Raw genomic sequence first — 16,619 nt, 5'->3', positions numbered from 1 at the left:
CGGTGCGGTGGTGGGCGCCCTCGAGCGCGACCCGGCCGAGCGCGGAATAGGCGCGGTGGCGGGCCTGGGCGAAGGTGTTGCCGAGCGCCACGACGTTGAGTACCCGGCCGCCGGTGGCGACCAGGGCGCCGCCGCGTTCCGCGGTGGCGGCGTGGACGACGTGCACACCTTCGACGGCGGATGCGGCATCTACCCCCTCGATCACGCGGCCGGTGACGGGCGCCTCCGGGTAGCCCTCGCTGGCGAGGACGACCGTGACGGCGGCGGCCTCGCTGAAGGCGGGTGCCGGTTCGTCCTCGAGGTTTCCGCTGGCGGCGGCCATCAGCAGCGACGACAGCGGCGTCACCAGTCGGGATAGCACCACCTGCGTCTCGGGGTCGCCGAAACGAGCGTTGAACTCGATGACCTTGACGCCGTCCTCGGTGAGGATGAGGCCCGCGTACAGCAACCCGATGAACGGCGTGCCCTCGGTATCGAGCTGACGGATGACGGGTTCGGCGATCTCGCGCGTCACCTGCTCGATGAACAGGTCTTCGCCGCCGAAGCGGCCGGCCAGCCACGGCAGCGGGGAGTAGGCGCCCATTCCGCCGGTGTTAGGTCCGGCATCCCCGTCGAACGCACGTTTGAAGTCCTGTGCCGGGGTGAGCGCGCGAACGGTGTCGCCGTCCGAGACGAAGAACAGCGAGACCTCGGGGCCGGCGAGGAACTCCTCGACGAGCACCGACCCGGTGGCCAGGTAGGCGTCGGCGTGGGCGACGGCGGCGGCGCGGTCGTCGGTGACGATCACGCCCTTCCCGGCGGCGAGTCCGTCGGCCTTGACGACATACGGCGCGCCGTACTCATCGAGCGCGGCGGCGACCTCCGCGGCCGAATGCGCACGGACGGCCCGGCCGGTGGGTACGCCAGCGGCCTCCATGATCCGCTTCGCAAAGGCCTTCGAACCCTCCAGGGCTGCGGCGGCCTTACTGGGGCCGAACACGGGGATGCCGCGGTCGCGCAGCGCGTCGGCCACGCCGGCGACCAGGGGCGCTTCCGGTCCGATGACGACGAGGTCGATCCGCTCCTCGTTCGCGTACGCGGTGATGTCGGCAGGCGAGGCGGGATCGAGGGTCGGCACCAGTGTCGCATCCGCGCCGATGCCCGCGTTGCCGGGTGCGGCGAACAGTTCGTGGCCGGCATCCTCCCCTCGCAGACATCGAACGATGGCGTGCTCGCGCGCGCCCGAACCGAGGACCAGGATTCTCACGCCGCCAGCCTACCGACCCGTACCGTAGAGACCATGGTGCGGCGGATCGAGACGACGGACGGACGGGCGGCGCTGGCGTCGGTGGCCGGGGCGGACGCGCCGGCGCGGGCCGATACCGCGACGGCGGTGCGGTATCTGCTGCAGTTGCTGGTCGAGAAGGCCCCCGGCACCTCGGTCGAGGTGCGGGTGCCGCCGTTCGGGGCGGTGCAGGTGGTCGACGGCCCCCGCCACACCCGCGGCACCCCGCCGAACGTCATTGAGATGGATGCCGCCACCTGGATCGCCGTGGCCACCGGTGGCCAGCCGTGGGCGGATGCCGTCGCCGACGGCCGCGTCCGCGCCTCCGGCACCCGGGCCGACCTCTCCCCCCTGTTGCCGCTGCGACCATGACGGCATCCGCGACCCGAGATGAGAGAATGGGCGCAATGTCCACCGACCCATCCGACCCAGCCGTCGACCCCGCCCGGGAGGCGCGTGTGCGTCGTGTGCCGCGCTACGCCTTGTTTCTCGCGCTCGGCGCCGCCCTCGGGATCATCGCGGCGCTCGTGTTCACCTACGCGTTCGACGGCACGAGCGAGCGGAGCCCGTTCACCGAACTGAAGTACTCACAGGGTCAGGTCTTCGGCTTCCTGCTGCTGTTCTGCATCCCGATCGGAATCGCCCTCGGCGGTGTCGTCGCCCTCGTGCTGGATCGCACGCTGCGCCGTCGGTCCCGTCAGGTGCGGGTCATCCACGAGCACATCCACGTCGTCGACGACTGACCACTACCGAACGGTGAGCCGGTCGACGCTGAACTGGCCGGCGCCGAGGTAGATCAGGATGTCGTGGATGCTGGCCCGTTCCGCCCCGTCGCAGCTGAACTCCGTGAACGGGAACGACATCGTCTGCGTGCCGAACTCGGTGATCACGCGCTCCGGTGACGAGCACATGGTCCAGTTCTTCCCGACCCGCAGGGCGACGGAGACCTCGGCCTTCCCGGTGGGCAGCTCGTCGGCGGTGACGTCGAACTCGATCGAACTGCGACCTGTCAGATCCAGGGGGGTGAGGTAGCGGTCGGAACGGAACCACTCGCCGGGCGAGGTGACCCGTAGCGCGCGCTCGCCGTGGGTGGCTCCGCGTGTATCCGTCGTCACGATGGCACCGACACTCAGCCAGCCCGTCGGCGCCCACCCCGACACGCCGCGCTCCCACGAGGCGAGCACCTCGGGGCCGCCCGGGGCGGGCAGCACGTCGACGGTAAGGACCGCGCGCGCCGATGAGCACGGGTTCTCCACGGTGTACGGGAAGACCAGGGTGCCGGTGTAGTCGATGTCGGGCACCACGCGCACGGTGCGCGCGGCCACCAGCTTGGCACGCCCTCCGGTGACGCGTTTCTCGGTCTGCCGGCCCGGTGTCCCCGGGTCGAGATCGAGGGTCTCCGGTTCGACGGGCAGGGTGAAGGCGATGTCGTTGTCGAGCACGTCGATCTCGCCGTAGTTGGCCCGTTCGATGTCGAGATAGTCGTCATCTGCGATGACTTTCCGCAGGTTGGTCGCCCAGCACAGCGATGTCGGCACCAGGGCGTCATGTGTCGACATCAGCTCGCACACGGCGCTCGGGCAGGGGGACATCAGGCCCTCGGTGTCGGTGTACGGCGTGCCGTCGTGCCTGGTCGAGGCGAGCATCCAGTAGAGGGCGCCGTCGAAACCGGTGTTGCGTACCGTATTGAGCCAGTCGTGGTAGACGGGAAGGCGTGCGGTGCGGTCGATGAGCCCGAACTCCCCGAGGTACACGGGCTTGCCGATCTCGGCGGCCGCGTCGGCGTGCTCGAGGATCCACCCTCTGCCCCAGTCCGGCGAGGTCCCCCAGCGATCGGGGTACAGGTGGAGCGACATCGCGTCGATGTGGGGGAGCGAGGCCAACGCGACGGTGTCGACGCCGTCGTTGCAGTCCTCCCCGAACCCGGCGCCGTTCGACGAGGCGCCGTACTGGTCGGCGAGCACCCAGTCCTGCTCGTCACGGCAGAAGAACCCCTCGTCGCCGACGCTCAACAGGTGGTTCTTGTCGATCGATTTGACGTAGGTGCTCATCTCGGCGGCCCACGTGATGAGCGTCTGGGACGTGCAGGTGCCGGCCGGGTAGGTCCCCGCCTCGCTGCACCGCGGTTCGTTCGCCAGCTCCCACGCGAGGATGCTGGGGTCGTCCTTGTAAGCGATCCCCGTGATGGTGTTCACCCGGTTCAGCAGCTTCCTGACCCAGGTGCGGTACCATCCGCGGATCGTGGGGTGCGTGTAGAAGTCCGCGTGGGTGTCGGTGCCCAGTCCCGCCGTCTGCCCCCATCGCACGTACTGGTCCATGCCGCCGTAGTCGTTCCAGTGGTTGACGAACGGGATGATCAGCCGGATGCCGCGCGAGGCCGCCCCTGCGATCACGTAGTCGAGTTTCTGCAGTCCGTCCGGGCCGGAATTGATGACGGGAGCGCCCGCCTGGGCATCCCAGGCCTGGTACCAGACGCCGGAGAACTCCTTGTGCACCGAACCCGACCCGTCCCGGTTCTGGTAGTCCTGAAAGCCCCACGTGCGGATGACGTCGAGCCCGGCCCCGGCCGCGTCATCCAGAACGGCATCGATCATGGCGGCGGACTTGTGCCCCAGGTAGTAGTTGTTGGCCCCTGCGAAGGCGTAGTCGGAGCCGCGCAACGACAGGTGAGTGCCCTGGGCGTGCACGAATTCGTCGGGGAACGCGGCATCCGCGGTCGGAACCTCCCCGGCCAGCCCGGAGACGATCAGGGCGACGGCGGCGCCCACCGCTCCCGCCCAGCGCAGGGTCCGGCGCCCGGTGCGGCGGGCGCCTGGTCGCGACGCACCGTGTCTGCGCGCACGCACGGTGGTGCGGGTGCGCTTGGTGTCGTCCGATGGGGGGGATTGCGTACGTGCAACAGCCATTTGAGCGTTCCTCGTGGCGCCCAGTGTACGCTCGCGCCCCGGAGCGCTCCAGGGGGTCCACGCCAGGGCGCGCGGATGCGGCGGCTACGCCAGTTCGGCGATCACGGGCCCGATCGCGCGGTCGAACGCGGCGATGTCGCCGCGCAGGCCGTCGGTCACCGCGACGGTGAGCGCACCGATCCACCACACTCCGCGCTGGGCGAGGGGGAGCACCTGCACGTTCAGCTCGAACGAGTGTGCGCGGCGGCCCACGGCACGCTCGTGCTCGGCGATCGCGCTGGCATAGGCGCGATACGAGCTGCCCGACCCGGCGGACGCGTGGGCGCGGTACCGTTCGTGCGCGTCCCGGGCGTAGGCGAGGGCGGCGTCGCTGTGCGGGGCGATCGCTGCCCGCAACTCGTCGAACCCGTGCGCCGGGAGGGCGACCAGCATGTCGAAGCCGTCGACCAATTCCAGCGGAACCGACGACGGGTGGGCCTGCGGCTCCACGGTCATATCCCACAGGGTGCGCCACTGCTGCTCCAGCGCCTCGGTGGCGGGCGTGGCGGGCGTGGCGGAGGTACCGCGCAGGTGGGGAAGCTCGTGCGGTTCGCGGATGCCGAGCGCCCGGCGCAGGAACAGCACGAGGAGGACCGGTACCCCGGCATCCTCGCGCACGACCCACTCCGGGCCCCCAGCGGCAGACATGTCCCACATCCTACGGCGGCGCGGACCCGATGGGCTGCGCGCGGGTGCGGATGGGCACCGCCGGTCCCCGCCCGCCGGTGCCTGCCGGTAGGCTGGATGCCGTGGACTCGGACCCCCGCAACCCGTACACGGCAGCCGGCGTCGACACCGCTGCGGGCGACCTCGCGGTGGAGCTGATGAAGTCGGCCGTTCGCAGCACCCACGGACCCCAGGTCCTCGGCGGCGTCGGCGGATTCGCGGGCCTGTTCGACGCGAGCGCGTTGCGCACCTACACCGCGCCGCTGCTGGCCACCTCCACCGACGGTGTGGGCACGAAAGTGGCGATCGCGCAGGCGATCGACCTGCACCACACGATCGGGCGCGACCTGGTCGGTATGGTCGTCGACGACATCGTCGTGGTGGGCGCGACACCGCTGTTCATGACCGACTACATCGCGTGCGGCAAGGTCGTGCCCGAGCGGATCGCCGACATCGTGCGCGGCATCGCCGAGGGTTGCGCCGAGACCGGTACCGCCCTGGTCGGCGGCGAGACGGCGGAGCATCCGGGCCTGCTCGGTATCGACGAGTACGACGTCGCCGGAGCGGCCACCGGTGTGGTCGAAGCCGATGCCGTGCTCGGCGCCGAGCGGGTGCGCCCGGGCGACACGGTGCTGGCCCTCGCCGCCAGCGGCCTGCACTCGAACGGCTACTCGCTGGTGCGGCGCGTTCTCAGCGACGCCGGGCTGACCTACCGCGATCACGCTGACGATCTCGGGGCGACCTGGGGTGAGGCGTTACTCGAACCCACGCGCCTATACACCCGCCCGCTGCTGGGGCTCATCGAACGACTCGACCACGGCATCCATGCGCTCAGCCACGTGACCGGCGGCGGCATCGCGGCCAATCTGGCGCGGGTGCTCCCCCCCGGCACCTGGGTCGAGGTGGACCGCGCGACGTGGTCGCCCGCGCCGGTGTTCCGAGTGCTGGCGGGGCTCGGCGGACTCGAGTTGGAGCAGACCGAGGGCACCTGGAATCTCGGCATCGGCTTCCTCGCCGTCGTGGCCACCGAGCAGGCGGGCGCCGCCGGAGCGGCACTGGCGGAGGCGGGCATCGAGACCTGGCAGGTCGGCACGGTGGGCGACGGCCCGCCGCCGGCCGGTGACTGGACCCAGGGCGCCAAGGGCGTCGACGGCGGCGCGGCGCGCCTGGTCGGCACGTACACGCAGTAGCACAACGCGGAACAGGAACCACAACAACCCATGTGCGGAATCGTCGGTGTCGTCGGGCAGGGTCCGGTCAATCAAGAGGTGTACGACTCGCTGCTGCTGCTGCAGCACCGGGGGCAGGATTCCACCGGGATCGCCACCGCCGAACCCAACGGGGTCTTCCACCTCCGCAAGGCCAAGGGGCAGGTGCGGGAGGCGTTCCGCACGCGCGACATGCGCACACTGCTGGGCACCATCGGCCTGGGGCACGTGCGCTATGCGACCCGGGGGATGGCCTCCAGCGAAGAAGAGGCCCAGCCCTTCTACGTCAACGCGCCCTACGGCATCGTGCTGGTCCACAACGGCAACCTCACCAACACGCGCGAGCTCACCGAAGAGCTCTTCCGCACCGACCGGCGGCACCTGAACACCACGTCCGACACCGAACTGCTCGTCAACGTTCTCGCCAACGAGTTGCAGACGGTCATCTCCGGACCCGAGCTCGACGCCGCACAGGTGTTCCAGGCGGTGCGTCGCGTGCACCAGCGCGTGCGTGGTTCATATGCGGCGATCGCGCTGATCGCCGGGTACGGATTGCTGGCCTTCCGTGACCCGTTCGGTATCCGCCCGCTGATCATCGGCACCCGCAAAGCTGAGAACGGGCGTTACGAGTGGACCGTCGCCTCTGAGTCCCTCGTGCTCGAAAACGGCGGTTTCGAGGTGGTCCGCGACGTTGAGCCCGGCGAGGCCGTTTTCATTGACCTGGACGGACACCTGCAGACCGAGCACTGCGTCGAGCATCCCCAGCTCGCACCGTGTTCGTTCGAGTACGTCTACCTTGCCCGTCCCGACAGCGAGATGAACGGTATCTCTGTGTATGAGGCTCGGTTGCGCATGGGCGATCGCCTCGCCGACACGATCGCGAAGTACACACCGGCCGGTTCGATCGACGTCGTCATGCCGATCCCCGATTCGTCGCGCCCCGCCGCGATGCAGGTCGCGCGCAAGCTCGGCCTGGAATATCGCGAAGGGTTTTACAAGAACCGGTATGTCGGACGCACCTTCATCATGCCGGGACAGGCGGTGCGGAAAAAGAGCGTCCGTCAGAAGCTCAATGCTATGTCGAGCGAATTCAAAGGCAAGAACGTGTTGCTGATCGACGACTCGATCGTGCGGGGGACCACGAGCAAGGAGATCATCCAGATGGCGCGGGATGCCGGCGCTACCACCGTCACGTTCGCCTCGGCCGCACCGCCGGTACGCTACCCGCACGTGTACGGCATCAACATGCCGTCACGTCACGAACTGGTCGCGCACGGCCGGACGATCCCCGAGATCGCGGAAGAACTCGGTTGCGACTACCTGGTGTATCAGGAGGTCTCGGACCTGAAGGCCGCGATCCTGGAGGGCTCCCCCGACGTGGAAGACCTCGACATGAGTTGCTTCGACGGACGCTACGTCACCGGCACGGTCACCGAGGAGTACCTGGCCTGGGTGGAGGGCTCGCAGGAGTCATGACCGGACGGCAGGTCTATCGCGTTCCCTCTCGGTGGGGCGTGCCGACTGTCGCGGCGGCGGCGCTGGCGTTCGCCGGCACGTTCGCGGGCGTGTTCCTCGCCTTCGGCGACCCCGCAGCGATCATCCTGCTGCCGGTGTTCGTGGTGGTCTGTGCGTTGTTCGCGGCACTGCTCTACGTTGCGCTTGATTTCGCCCTGGGTCGCACTGTCGTCGACGACGGCACGTTGACGATCGCGCACCTGTGGCGGGCGCCGCGGGCGTTTCGGCCCGCGGAGATTCTCTGGGTGGGGGTGCGCAGCCGGGTGACATCCGACGGGGCCGCGAGCTGGATCGCCGTGATCGGAGTGGGGCCGACGTTCGGTCGCACCCGGAAGCTGCCCGGCTTCGTGCCGGGGCTGCTGGGGACCAAACGGGAGCGGCGGCGGTTGACGCAGTCTTTGGAGCCGCTGGTCGCCTGGCATACGGAGGCACTGCGCGCGGGCGGCACGTGAGATACGGCGCGCGAGCGGTCGGAGTCTGCGAGGGGCGTCGTTATGCCTTCTCGAACGAGGACGTCGCGGCGTCCTCGTCTTCGTCGTCGTGCTCGTCGGCCCACTTGTCAACGTATTGGTCGTCGTCGTGGTGTCCGAGCTCCTTTTCGAGCGCGGACAAGTTCACGTTGTACGTGTCGTACTTCAGTTCACGAGCAATCTTCGTGTGCTTGGCTTTCTGACGGCCGCGCCCCATGCGAGACTCCCTCATTTCCGAGTCACGGGCTGTGCGCTGAGCCCGGAGAACATGATCCGGTCGATAACCGGGAAGAGTAGCATTCAGAATAACACGGTGCCCGTCGTGTTCGTCGCGAGCGAGAGCGGCTGCAGCGGGCCAGGAGGGACTGACCAGGCATGACCGATGACACCCCGACGATCCCGGCATCCGCTGAACCGGTGCCGCAGCACGCGGTCATCGTGGGAGCGATTCCTGAGCAGTCGCCGCGCGTGCTGAAGGAGGCGGCACGATACGCGGGGCTCCTCGGTGTCCCGCTGATTGTCGCCCATGTCGACGTGACCCGGTTCGTCACGTACGAAGACCCCGACGGCTACGTACACTCGGCCCCGATCGACATCGACGTGTCCTCCGGCGAGGCGCAGCTGGCGCAGGTGCAGCGCGAGTCGGAAGAACTGCTCGTCGGCACCGACCTGGACTGGTCGGTGCGTCAGCTCGTCGGAGACCCGGCGATGGCCATCAAGCACCTCGCCGAGAAGTCTGACGCCAAGCTGCTCGTGATCGGAACCCGCAAGCGCGGCCTCGGCGAGTCGATCCGTGAGTTCTTCACCGGCTCGGTGGCGGCCCGCCTCGCGCATCGGCAACCGCGCCCCATCCTGGTGGTCCCGCTGGGTGAGCCCGCCGACGACGACGAGCACCTCTGGCCCGAAGACTGACCCCGCGAGACTTCACGAATGTCTCGTTTTTGACGCGATTCGGGGACATTCGTGAAGTCTCGCGAGCCGGGGCGGGCCGGGGCGGGGGTCGGGTCTAGCGTAAGCACGTGGCGTCTCCCCGGTGGTTCTCGCCCGTCGGTCTCGTGCTCGTCATGGCCGGTGGCGCGATCGGGGTTGCCGCGCGTGCCGCAGTCACCGTGCCGATCGATGCCACCCACCCGCTGATCGCCCCGGGAATCACGCTGGCGGTGAACCTGCTCGGGTCGTTCCTGCTTGGCATCCTGGTGGCCCGTCACGGCGACGCGCACCCGCGGTGGCGACAGTTCGCCGGCTCCGGCATTCTCGGCGGGTTCACGAGTTACAGCGCCTTCGCTGTGCACGTGCTCACGACCGGGACCGCGGCACCTCTGGTCGGCCTCGCGCTCATCATCGCCTCGCTCGCCGGTGGAGTGCTCGCCGCGGCTGCGGGGCTGAGCCTGGGCGCACACAGCAGCGAAGAGGACGCGCCATGAGCGGGCTCGAGTTCGCGCTCGTGGTGGTCGCGGGGGCGGTCGGCGCGGGCCTGCGCTCCATCGTCGACGGCGTCGTGCAGCGCGGGCGGCCCGACGCGTTTCCGCTCGGCATCGCGATCGTGAACGCGTCGGGCGCGGTCGTGCTGGGCGTGCTCACCGGGCTCGGCGCCACGATCGGAGCCGAGTGGCTCGCCGTGGCCGGGATCGGCCTGCTTGGCGGATACACGACGTTCAGCACCGTGATGGTCGAGACGGTTCTCCTCGGTCGACGCGGTCGCCGTTCGTGGGCGTGGATGAACCTGATCGGGACGTTCGTCGTCGCACTGGTCTCCGCCTCCCTCGGTGCCATGATCGGCGGTGTCGTCCCCCGCTGAGCGGTCTCCGGTCCCCCGCGGAGCGGTCCCCGTCCCGGGCGGCCGGCCGAGCGGCACTTGGCTCCCTGGTCCCCGCCCCGCCGCCCGCCGAGCGGTCCCTGGTTCCTGGTCCCCGTCCCCCTGCCCCGCTCGAGGCCCGCACCCCTGCCGAGCGCTCGGCGACTCGGGAAAGCGCGCGGCGACTCGGAACCTCGGGCGGTGGCAGCTCGAGTGCTCGCGTTGTCGGGTATCCCCTGGCACCATGAACTCGTGTGGGAGTCGCTGGTCTGGGGCGCGGTGGCTGCGTCGTCGCTGCTGCTGGGGACGCTGCTGGCGATCGCGCGTCGCTGGCCGCCGCGGCTGCTCGGGGTTGTGCTCGGTTTCGGGGCCGGTGCGCTGATCGCGAGCGTCAGCCTGGACCTGGTCGCGGGCGGCTATCAAGAGGCCGGCGCGCTCGCCGTCGCGGCGGGACTCTCCCTCGGCGCCCTCGCCTACTACGGCGCCAACCGCGCCGTCGACCGCTGGACCGCGCGTTCGGGTGGGAACGCGGCGGGGGCACCGCTGGCGCTCGGGGCTCTGCTGGACGGCATCCCCGAACAGGCCGTGCTCGGCATCGGGCTGGCCGCCGGTGGCGGCGTGAGCGTCGCGCTGCTGGTCGCGATCTTCGTCTCCAACCTGCCGGAGTCGATCGGGTCGTCGGCCGACATGCTCGCCGCCGGACGGCGCCGCAACCGGGTGATCGGGCTGTGGATGCTCGTGACGGCGGTGTGCGCTGCGGCAACGGTGGCGGGGTTCGCCGTTGCCGATGTCATCGGCGCCGCCGCGCAAGCAGGGGTGAACGGCTTCGCCGCGGGAGCCTTGCTGGTCATGCTGACCAACTCGATGATCCCGGAAGCGCGTGAGAAAGCAGGCAACCTGAGCGGCCTGGCCGCGGTGGTCGGGTTCGCCGTCGCGGCCGCGCTGATGCTCCTGGACTGACTGCCCACGCTGAGCGGATCCGGTCGCCCTCGCCTCCAGTCTTCCCGCAGCGCAGCACGATACACTCGCGTATCGTGTCGTACCTCGCCGTCCTCAGCCTGAAGAACCGTGCCCTGATCGCCCTCATCACGATCGTCGCCGCGATCTTCGGCGGGCTCGCACTGAACAGCCTCAAGCAGGAGCTGATCCCCTCGATCGAATTCCCGCAGCTGTCGGTGCTCACCACCTACCCCGGCGCCTCGCCCGATGTGGTCAACAACGACGTGTCCACCCCGATCGAGACTGCGATCCAGGGCATCCCGGGTCTCGAATCCACCGTCGCCACCAGCACCACGAACGCCTCGATCATTCAGGCGTCATTCACGTACGGCACCGACCTGGCCACGGCGGAGCAGAAGATCCTGCAGGCCATCAACCGCATCAGGAGCACGCTGCCCGACAGCGTCGAACCCAACGTGGTCTCGTTCTCGATCGACGATCTGCCGGTCATCTCGCTGGCCGTCACCGGCTACGACGACGAGCGCACGATCCAGGCCCAGCTCGAAGCGAGCGTGCTGCCCGACCTCGAAGACGTCGACGGAGTCTCGGCCACGCAGATCGTCGGCGGCCAGGGGGAACGGGTCACGATCGTTCCCGACCAGGCCGAACTCGCCGCGGCCGGATACTCGCAGGTCGCCATCACCGATGCCCTCGACCAGAACGGTGTGCTCTTCCCCGGAGGGTCGGTCACCGAGGACGACCAGACGCTCACGGTGCAGACCGGAACCAAACTCACGTCGGTCGACGAGATCGCGCAGCTGCCGTTGGTCCCCGCCGACGCCGACCAGTTCGCGGCCGGGGAGGTCACGATCGCCGATGTGGCCGAGGTCACCCTCGGAACCGATCCGGTGACCTCCATCTCCCGCGTCAACGGCGAACCGGCACTGACGATCTCGATCACGAAACTCCCCGCGGCCAACACCGTCGACGTCTCGCGCGCCGTCACGGCGATCCTGCCCGACCTGCAGGATGCCGTCGGCGACGGCGTGGAGTTCACCGTCGTGTTCGACCAAGCACCGTTCATCGAGCAGTCCATCGAGGCTCTGGCGCAAGAGGGCCTTCTCGGCCTCGTCTTCGCGGTGCTGGTGATCCTCGTCTTCCTGCTGTCGGTGCGCTCCACGCTCGTGACGGCCATCTCGATCCCCACGAGCGTGTTGATCACCTTCGTCGGGCTGCAGGCGTTCGGGTACTCGCTGAACATCCTCACGCTCGGCGCGCTGACGATCGCGATCGGCCGCGTCGTCGACGACTCCATCGTGGTGATCGAGAACATCAAGCGTCACTACGTCGGCGACGCCGACAAGACGCGGTCGATCGTGCTGGCGGTGCGCGAGGTCGCGGCGGCGATCACGGCGTCCACTATCACCACCGTCGCGGTGTTCTTGCCGATCGCCTTCGTCGGCGACGTCACCGGCGAACTGTTCCGGCCGTTCGCGCTGACGGTGACGATCGCGATGACCGCGTCGCTGTTCGTCGCGCTGACGATCGTGCCGGTGCTGGCCTACTGGTTCCTGCGGCCCGGCAAGCCCCTGCTCGACGCCGAAGGGCAGCAGGTCGACCCTGAAGACCCGGCCGCGCCGCCGTCACGGCTGCAGAAGGCCTACCTGCCGATCCTGTCGTGGACGCTGCGGCACTCGTGGATCACCCTGGGACTGGCCGTGCTGGTGCTCGTCGGCACGGTCGCCCTCGCACCGTTCATGAAGACGAACTTCCTCGGCGACTCCGGCCAGAACACCTTCACCGTGACGCAGGAGGTGGCCCAGGCGGCGAGCCTGGATGCCGAGGACGCCGCCGCCACCGCGGTCGAGGCGGCGATCTTGTCGGTGGAGGGCCTCGAGACGGTGCCGACCTCCATCGGGTCGAGCGGGTCGGCCATCCGGGATGCGTTCGCCGGGGGGAGCGTCGGGATCACGTACTCGATCACCACTGACGCCGACGCCGACCAGCTCGTGGTGCGCGACGATGTCCAGTCGGCCGTCGATCGCCTGGACGGAGTCGGCACCGTGACGGTGTCCTCGGGCGAGGGCGGCTTCGCCTCCAGCGACATCGCTGTCGACGTCACCGCACCCGACCGGATCACGCTCGAGGAGGCCACGCAAGCCGTGGTCGCCGCGTTGGACGGCGCGGACGGCATCGTGCAGGTGACCAGCAATCTCGCCGCGTCGCTGCCCTACGTCTCGGTCACCGTCGACCGGGACGAGGCGGCAGCGCTCGGCCTCTCCGAGGTTGCCGTGGGCGGGCTGGTGTCGAACACCATGCAGCCGCGGCAGATCGGTTCCGTCGAACTCGAGGGCACCGGCGTCACGGTGTACCTGCAGGCCGAGGAGGTTCCCGCCACGATCGCCGAGCTGCGCGACCTGGAGATCGCCACGGCTACGGGCCTGGTGCCACTGAGCGACGTCGCGACGGTCGAGGCGAGCCAGGGGCCCACCTCGATCACGACCGAGCGGGGGCAGCGCACCGCGACGGTGACCGTCACGCCCTCCACCGACGACCTCAACGCGGCATCCGCGGCGGTATCGGATGCGCTCGCCGGGGCCGCTCTTCCCACCGGGGCCGACGCCGTCGTCGGTGGTGTCGTGACCGACCAGCAGGATGCCTTCGCGCAACTCGGGCTGGCGATGCTGGCAGCGATCCTGATCGTGTACATCGTGATGGTCGCGACCTTCAAATCACTCCGCCAGCCCCTGCTGTTGCTGATCTCGGTGCCCTTCGCTGCGACAGGGGCGATTCTCCTGCAGATCGCGACGGGTGTTCCGCTCGGGGTGGCGTCGTTGATCGGGGTGCTGATGCTTATCGGCATCGTCGTGACCAACGCGATTGTCCTCGTCGATCTGGTCAACCAGTACCGGGAGAAGGGGCTCAGCTCTCACGACGCCACGATCGCCGGCGGCGCGCGTCGCCTGCGTCCCATCCTGATGACCGCGCTCGCGACGATCTTCGCCCTGACCCCGATGGCGCTCGGGATCACCGGGCACGGTGGGTTCATCTCGCAGCCGCTGGCGATCGTCGTGATCGGCGGACTCATCTCCTCGACCGTCCTGACGCTGCTGGTGCTACCGACGCTGTACGACCTCGTCGAAGGGGCCGCCGAGCGGCGCCGGGCCCGCCGTGCGGCCCATGCTCTGGCCGGTGGGGCGACCCCCGGCCGCTCGATGCAACGCTGACCGGGCGCGCACACACCGATGCCGCGGCCTGACGGCCGCGGCATCGGTGTGTTGGTGGGTGGTGTGGGGGCTCACCAATCGTTGGCGGGGCGACCGTCGACCGCCCAGGTGGTGCCCGACATGACCGGCGAGTTCGCTGTGGTGGCGATCGTGCTGCAGCCGGCGACCTTGCGGTCGGGGCCGAAGACGTTGTCGGTGATCACCGCGTGGAACGGCGACGACGTGGCGGCGATGTTGATCGTGCAGGCACCGTCGTTGAGGTAGTTGTTGCGGATGGTGACGTTGTCGAGCTTGTCGTAACCGCTCAGCTGGGTGAACATGATCGCCGCGTTGTGCGAGGACTCGAAGCGGTTGCCCTCGAACAGGAGGTTCGCGCCGGCCTGCACCTGGATCGAGTCGTCGTGGGTGGGGGTGCCGCCGCGCTCGGGGTCCGTCTCGTCGTAGGTCTGGTCGTGCACCCACGAGTCGGTGATGCGGACGTTGCTGCCGATGACGCGGAACCCGTCGACGACGTGGTGGGCGTTGACCCGGGTCGCGGTGAAGTTGTATCCGTAGATGCCGTTCCACTTGGTGGAGATCACCGTGGGGGCCAGTTCGACATTCTGCACCGTGAACGAGTCACCGTTGTCCATATTGCTGATCAGGGCCCAGGTGGGGGTGGAGCCACCGACGATCTTGCTGTTCTTGATGACCGCTCCCGGTGCCCGCACCTTGATGATGCCGTGCACTTCGAGGCCTTCGATCACCGTGTTGGGCTCGTCGATGTAGATGTTGCCGTCGTAGCGGGTCAGCTGGGTGCCGGCCGGGACGCCGGTGTTTGTGGCGTTCGGGTTGGTTGCGCTGGGCCCGTCGGAGAACTGAGCCGTGACGTAGTAGACGGCCGGAGCCGGGGTGGTTCCCGACACGGCCGTGGCGGGACGTACCGCGCCGGCGGTGGTCAGCCGCGCATCCGACGAGTCGGTGACCGTGACGCCCGCCCACGCGGAGTTGTGGGAGACGGCGGCGCTCAGCTTGACCTCCGTGGTGCCGGTGGCCTCCAGGCGCAGCACGAGGGTCGAGCCGGCCGTGAGCTTCTTGCCGGTGAGCTTGCGCTCGCTGAGGGTCGTGACGTCACCGCCCGCTTCGCGGGTGATGGACAGCTCCACCGTCCCATCGGCGGCGACGCGAGCACGTGCCGCGTACGCACCGGAGTCGGTCACGCGAGCCTGCGTGCTCATCTGAAGTGTGCCTGCGGTCGGCAGCTGGGCGACACGGAAGGTGACTCGGCCGAGCGAGTTGACACCGATCTGTTCGCCGGTGGGGGACACCGCGGCCGGCACAGCCACCGTTGCGGCGGCGGCCGTTGCGGTGGTCGCGGTGAGTGCTCCGACGCCCATGAAGACGATCGTGAGCAGGAACGCAACGTATGTGAGGAGTTGCCGCCGAAGTGTGCTGATACCTGAATCAGACTTCATGTGAGAGGCGACAAGAGCCGAGGTGGCCATTTCGATTACCTTCGTTCAATTATCCGGGGGGAGCGCAACCGTGGGGGATCGGTCGCGGGCACGGCGCAGCTCTTTCGACGGAGGCATGCGTCGTGACGTGTTCGTGCGGGGTGGGCACGGAAAGGGGGGATTCGTGAGGGGGCTTCACGAGCTTTGTGCGTCTGAGACCAGTTTACTGCGAATGTGATCGATCGATGCTCTTCTGATCGTTTGTGCGAGTTGTTTTTTGGGAGCGGTTGCAGATCGTAGAACGATCATTTCTGTCGGACGGCTCTCAGTCGCGCACCAGTACACTTGCAGGGTCGGCTCGGGACACCCGCGAATGGTCGCGAGAAGCACTGTGAGTCCGTGGGGCCGATGGTGAGCGCCGATCGGCGCGCATGACCATCACTGTGCAGGGCCCCGGCCAACGATTGTCCGGGCTTGTTTCGTGAAACAACCCAGAAGGATACCCGCGTGCCCAAGAACAAGAAGTCGGCCGCTGGCCGCGCCCAGAACTTCGATCCGCGCTATGCCGCCAAGACAGGGTGGCAGGATGCCCAGCGGCGGCCGGGCCAGTCATCCGCCGGTAAACCCGGCAGCAAGAGCCCGAACCTCCGCGGGTACCGCGCCGAGGCCGAGTCGCCCGCTCGCAAGCAGCGCTGGAGCGCGCAGGAGCGGGCGGGCCGGGATGAGGCCCGCGGCATCCGTACCCACTCGCGCGGCGCACACGCCGCCGGTGACCGCGCCGACCGTGCCGTGCGCCGGTTCGAACGAACCGATCGCGGTGACGAGCGCACACGCCGGAACGATCGTGACGAGCGGCCGGTGCGGTCAGTCGATCACAACGATCGTTCTCGGAGCCGTGATCGCGATGACCGCGCGTCTTGGTCGTCCGATCGGGGAGATCGGTCGCGTCGTTTCGACGGCGGTGCCCGTCCGCCGCGATCATTCGATCGGTCGGATCGCGCGCGTTCGTTCGATCCGGGCGACCGGCCGCGCCGGTTCGATCGGGATGACCGGCCGCGCCGGTTCGACCGGGACGATCGGCCGCGGCGCTTCGATCGCGATGATCGGCCGCGGTACGCCGACCGAGATGCCCGCTCGCGCGGCGTCGATCGCGAGGA

General features: G+C 69.0%; 15 protein-coding genes. 10 read left to right on the top strand and 5 right to left on the bottom strand.

The window, feature by feature from the left end; translation table 11 throughout:
* Window positions 1-1,246, bottom strand: a 1,246-nt coding sequence (gene purD, locus ACK5KK_RS15920; protein ID WP_416891060.1) for a phosphoribosylamine--glycine ligase, incomplete at its 3' end; no start/stop codon positions are given.
* 33 nt (window positions 1,247-1,279) lie between these two features.
* Here purD and ACK5KK_RS15915 point away from each other — a divergent pair.
* The gene (locus ACK5KK_RS15915) at window positions 1,280-1,636 is read left to right on the top strand and encodes a sterol carrier family protein (protein ID WP_416891059.1); all 357 of its coding nucleotides are present in this window, start codon (window positions 1,280-1,282) and stop codon (window positions 1,634-1,636) included.
* A 35-nt stretch (window positions 1,637-1,671) separates the two neighbouring features.
* Window positions 1,672-2,007, top strand: a complete 336-nt coding sequence (locus ACK5KK_RS15910) for a potassium transporter Trk (protein WP_416891058.1) — start codon at window positions 1,672-1,674, stop codon at window positions 2,005-2,007.
* 3 nt (window positions 2,008-2,010) lie between these two features.
* On the opposite strand, the gene ACK5KK_RS15905 is transcribed toward ACK5KK_RS15910, so the two are convergent.
* Both ACK5KK_RS15905 and ACK5KK_RS15900 read right to left on the bottom strand, forming a co-directional pair.
* Complete coding sequence (locus tag ACK5KK_RS15905) at window positions 2,011-4,170, bottom strand: glycoside hydrolase 5 family protein (RefSeq protein ID WP_416891057.1); 2,160 nt, start codon at window positions 4,168-4,170, stop codon at window positions 2,011-2,013.
* Between the two features lie 84 nt (window positions 4,171-4,254).
* Window positions 4,255-4,857 carry a zinc-binding alcohol dehydrogenase gene (locus ACK5KK_RS15900; RefSeq protein ID WP_416891056.1) on the bottom strand — a complete coding sequence of 201 codons (603 nt, stop codon included), beginning with the start codon at window positions 4,855-4,857 and terminating at the stop codon, window positions 4,255-4,257.
* A gap of 50 nt (window positions 4,858-4,907) precedes the next feature.
* On the opposite strand from ACK5KK_RS15900, the gene purM reads away from it, so the two are divergent.
* From purM to ACK5KK_RS15885, 3 genes are read left to right on the top strand one after another with little or no spacing between them, the layout of a single operon-like run.
* A complete protein-coding gene (gene purM, locus ACK5KK_RS15895; RefSeq protein ID WP_416891055.1) occupies window positions 4,908-6,065 on the top strand; it encodes a phosphoribosylformylglycinamidine cyclo-ligase in 1,158 nt (385 codons plus the stop codon).
* A 30-nt stretch (window positions 6,066-6,095) separates the two neighbouring features.
* Window positions 6,096-7,559, top strand: a complete 1,464-nt coding sequence (gene purF / locus ACK5KK_RS15890; RefSeq protein WP_416891054.1) for an amidophosphoribosyltransferase — start codon at window positions 6,096-6,098, stop codon at window positions 7,557-7,559.
* Window positions 7,556-8,050 (top strand): hypothetical protein, encoded by a 495-nt coding sequence (locus ACK5KK_RS15885; RefSeq protein WP_416891053.1) that lies wholly within the window; start codon window positions 7,556-7,558, stop codon window positions 8,048-8,050. The genes purF and ACK5KK_RS15885 overlap by 4 nt, the downstream gene beginning before the upstream one ends.
* A gap of 40 nt (window positions 8,051-8,090) precedes the next feature.
* Here the strand turns inward: ACK5KK_RS15885 and ACK5KK_RS15880 are convergent, their stop codons facing one another.
* Window positions 8,091-8,285, bottom strand: a complete 195-nt coding sequence (locus ACK5KK_RS15880; RefSeq protein WP_416891061.1) for a DUF3073 family protein — start codon at window positions 8,283-8,285, stop codon at window positions 8,091-8,093.
* Window positions 8,286-8,443: 158 nt separating this feature from the next.
* Here ACK5KK_RS15880 and ACK5KK_RS15875 point away from each other — a divergent pair, with 158 nt between their 5' ends.
* The 5 genes from ACK5KK_RS15875 to ACK5KK_RS15855 all read left to right on the top strand — a co-directional run bounded on the left by ACK5KK_RS15875 (window position 8,444) and on the right by ACK5KK_RS15855 (window position 14,029).
* Window positions 8,444-8,980 (top strand): universal stress protein, encoded by a 537-nt coding sequence (locus ACK5KK_RS15875; RefSeq protein ID WP_416891052.1) that lies wholly within the window; start codon window positions 8,444-8,446, stop codon window positions 8,978-8,980.
* Between the two features lie 107 nt (window positions 8,981-9,087).
* A complete protein-coding gene (locus ACK5KK_RS15870; RefSeq protein WP_416891051.1) occupies window positions 9,088-9,492 on the top strand; it encodes a fluoride efflux transporter FluC in 405 nt (134 codons plus the stop codon).
* Window positions 9,489-9,866 carry a fluoride efflux transporter FluC gene (locus tag ACK5KK_RS15865; RefSeq protein ID WP_416891050.1) on the top strand — a complete coding sequence of 126 codons (378 nt, stop codon included), beginning with the start codon at window positions 9,489-9,491 and terminating at the stop codon, window positions 9,864-9,866. Before ACK5KK_RS15870 ends, ACK5KK_RS15865 begins: the two co-directional genes overlap by 4 nt.
* A gap of 198 nt (window positions 9,867-10,064) precedes the next feature.
* Window positions 10,065-10,823, top strand: a complete 759-nt coding sequence (locus ACK5KK_RS15860; RefSeq protein ID WP_416891049.1) for a ZIP family metal transporter — start codon at window positions 10,065-10,067, stop codon at window positions 10,821-10,823.
* A gap of 74 nt (window positions 10,824-10,897) precedes the next feature.
* Window positions 10,898-14,029: an efflux RND transporter permease subunit gene (locus ACK5KK_RS15855; protein ID WP_416891048.1), complete on the top strand. Its 3,132-nt coding sequence runs from the start codon at window positions 10,898-10,900 to the stop codon at window positions 14,027-14,029.
* Between the two features lie 71 nt (window positions 14,030-14,100).
* Here the strand turns inward: ACK5KK_RS15855 and ACK5KK_RS15850 are convergent, their stop codons facing one another.
* The gene (locus ACK5KK_RS15850) at window positions 14,101-15,483 is read right to left on the bottom strand and encodes a right-handed parallel beta-helix repeat-containing protein (RefSeq protein WP_416891047.1); all 1,383 of its coding nucleotides are present in this window, start codon (window positions 15,481-15,483) and stop codon (window positions 14,101-14,103) included.
* Window positions 15,484-16,619 lie beyond the last annotated feature (1,136 nt).

It is taken from the genome of Microbacterium sp., assembly GCF_047972865.1.
Taxonomy (GTDB): domain Bacteria; phylum Actinomycetota; class Actinomycetes; order Actinomycetales; family Microbacteriaceae; genus Microbacterium.
Note: the sequence above shows the minus strand (reverse complement) of the source record. Positions and strands in the feature narration are given on the sequence as shown.

Coding starts and splice junctions, on each gene's coding strand:
- ACK5KK_RS15915 (WP_416891059.1), top strand. CDS start 1,280: ATGGTGCGGCGGATCGAGACGACGGACGGACGGGCGGCGCTGGCGTCG.
- ACK5KK_RS15910 (WP_416891058.1), top strand. CDS start 1,672: ATGTCCACCGACCCATCCGACCCAGCCGTCGACCCCGCCCGGGAGGCG.
- ACK5KK_RS15905 (WP_416891057.1), bottom strand. CDS start 4,170: ATGGCTGTTGCACGTACGCAATCCCCCCCATCGGACGACACCAAGCGC.
- ACK5KK_RS15900 (WP_416891056.1), bottom strand. CDS start 4,857: ATGTCTGCCGCTGGGGGCCCGGAGTGGGTCGTGCGCGAGGATGCCGGG.
- purM (WP_416891055.1), top strand. CDS start 4,908: ATGGGCACCGCCGGTCCCCGCCCGCCGGTGCCTGCCGGTAGGCTGGAT.
- purF (WP_416891054.1), top strand. CDS start 6,096: ATGTGCGGAATCGTCGGTGTCGTCGGGCAGGGTCCGGTCAATCAAGAG.
- ACK5KK_RS15885 (WP_416891053.1), top strand. CDS start 7,556: ATGACCGGACGGCAGGTCTATCGCGTTCCCTCTCGGTGGGGCGTGCCG.
- ACK5KK_RS15880 (WP_416891061.1), bottom strand. CDS start 8,285: ATGGGGCGCGGCCGTCAGAAAGCCAAGCACACGAAGATTGCTCGTGAA.
- ACK5KK_RS15875 (WP_416891052.1), top strand. CDS start 8,444: ATGACCGATGACACCCCGACGATCCCGGCATCCGCTGAACCGGTGCCG.
- ACK5KK_RS15865 (WP_416891050.1), top strand. CDS start 9,489: ATGAGCGGGCTCGAGTTCGCGCTCGTGGTGGTCGCGGGGGCGGTCGGC.
- ACK5KK_RS15850 (WP_416891047.1), bottom strand. CDS start 15,483: ATGAAGTCTGATTCAGGTATCAGCACACTTCGGCGGCAACTCCTCACA.